We start from the raw sequence: 2527 nt of genomic DNA, 5'->3' as shown, positions 1-2527 counted from the left end.
AACACAGAGTGCACAGAGAAGAAAAAGAGAAGAGCCAATAACTTCTCGGTGTAGCGCGAAGCGCCTCTGTGCCCTCGGTGGTAGATTTGTTTTTATAAAGTAATTAAGACATTGTTATCACCACAGAGAACACCGAGAACACAGAAAAGTGAAGGAGAAGATCAAATAACTCCTCGGTGTAGCGCGCAGCGCCTCTGTGCCCTCGGTGGTAGATTTGTTTTTATAAAGTGATTAAGACATTGTTATCACCACAGAGAACACAGAGGGCACAGAGAAGTAAAAGAGAAGAGCTAATAACTCCTTGGTGTAGCGCGCAACACCTCTGTGCCCTCGGTGGTAAAATTGTCTTGGGCTAAAAGCTCTTAAAGTAATTAAGACATTGTTATCACCACAGAGCTCACAGAGAAGTAAAAGAGAAGCTCTAATAACTCCTCGGTGTAGCGCACAGCGCCTCGGTGGTTGTAATTGGCAATAAAACAAAATTAGATAGTCATAAAGGCTTTAGATAGGTTAAAATTAGCAAAATAAGTTTAATTTTTACAAAAGGATTTGTATGTATAAATATACTATTTCTATTTTATGCTTTTTACTGAGCGTGCCTTTTTTCCTACATGCGAATGAGAACCAGCAGTGTAATATTTATTTTAATGATATCACCGAGGCTAATATTTCAGATGCAGAAAGAGCCAATATGCTGCATGTTTATATGGAAGCTTGTGGGGAAGACCGCTTTTTTGACAGCCAATACATTCTAAACAATACCCAATCCTCTTCTCTAATTAATAAAGCAGCTACAAATAGTTTACGTGGAGACGTGCCAATAGCATTGAGAAGCTTTGTTGCCTCTCAGAACATTAACAATAGCAATGTAGATACCAGACCTCCTAAACTAGTGGGACTCAAAATGAGTTCGCATAGTATTGATGTTTCAAATGGCCAGCAAACTATTACAGTTGACGTATCGCTTTACGATGAAAGTGGAATAAATGATGCGCGTTTTTGGTTTAGATACCCAGAGCTAAGTTTATACAAACATCCAGAAGAAAGGGTTGACTGGGTATATAACGAAATTACTAATATCTATGATGCGACATTTACGTATATTTTTGATGAAACCAGCGTAGGCGGGAGCTGGGAGCTTTCGAGTGTGCTTAGTATTACGGATAGTATTGGTAATAGGGTTGATATTAATACAGCTGACATTACTGAATTAGGCTTTAATCCTATTTTAGAGGTAGTTAATAGTAATTATGTAGATACTACTGCGCCTCAACTTGTGTCGCTTAATATGAGTGAAAATACGGTTAATGTTACGGATGGTCAGCAAACGATTACCGTAGATGTATCGTTACAAGACGAAAGTGGGATTGGTAGTGCGCGTTTTTGGTTTAGATACCCAGAGCTAAGTTTATACAAACATCCAGAAGAAAGGGTTGACTGGGTATATAACGAAATTACTAATACCTATGATGCGACATTTACGTTTATTTTTGATGAAACCAGCGTAGGCGGGAGCTGGGAGCTTTCGAGTGTGCTTAGTATTACGGATAGTATTGGTAATAGGGTTGATATTGATACAAACGATATTATTGAACAACGCTTAAACCCATATATTTCAATAAATAACCAAGCCACTTTAATTGATTCAAAAGTGGAGGCAATAACTGATTTTAAATCGTTAACTTTAGATAGCCAGGTAAGTGAGTTTGCATTAACGATTGATGACTCTATCCCCTACGACTTATGGGTAATTGCTAGTGATAACACCACACTAACTAATATTGAGTTTTCTGGCGCTGAGGGGTTATCAAATAGATGTGCTATTAATTCAGAGAAAATAAAATGTTCGTTTAGTGCTTTTGGGGTTTATGAATATTTAAATGCAAAAGTAATAAGTCGCGGTTCTGATATTGGTTTGAGTGTGTTTTTAGTGCCAAGCGATTCAAGTGTTGAACAGGATTGGGAGTCAAACTTTGTGTTATTTCCTGCTGCAGATATTGATGGTGATGGCGTAAATAATGAATCAGACGTAGATGACGACAATGATGGTGTACCTGATATTCAAGATGCTTTTCCATATGATATTACGGAAACATTAGATACTGATCTAGACGGGATAGGGAATAATAAAGATTTAGATGATGATAACGATGGCATTTCAGACAAGGATGAAATTAAGTTTGGTTTAAATCCACTCGAGCCAAATGATGCTAATAATGCACCTTCTCATATGTTGTTATTTACAGATATTAATGACGACGGAGTTAAAGATTGGCTTAATTACAGCCAAAGTGGGAGTGCAGTTGACTTTAAACTGTTAGATGGGCGCGACTTTTCTTTATTACACTTCTACACGTTAAGTAACTTATTTGAATTTCCAAGTATAGAACTGCTTGGCGATAGAAATAACGACGGTATAAAAGAGCTGGGCTTATTTGGCTTTAATGCTGATGTAGGGCGCTACCAATTAGCGGTTTATAACGGCTACACAGGGCAAGGCATGGGCACATGGAACTGGCCTGAAACG

General features: G+C 38.0%; 1 protein-coding gene. It reads left to right on the top strand.

The genetic code is table 11. The features are described from left to right. Positions 1-553: 553 nt before the first annotated feature. Positions 554-2527: thrombospondin type 3 repeat-containing protein (locus tag GQR39_RS19890; RefSeq protein ID WP_206007911.1), on the top strand; the 1974-nt coding region annotated here is incomplete at its 3' end.

It is taken from the genome of Pseudoalteromonas sp. C8, assembly GCF_011378685.1.
In the GTDB taxonomy this organism is placed as follows: domain Bacteria; phylum Pseudomonadota; class Gammaproteobacteria; order Enterobacterales; family Alteromonadaceae; genus Pseudoalteromonas; species Pseudoalteromonas arctica.
This window is presented reverse-complemented; position numbering and strand designations above follow the sequence as displayed.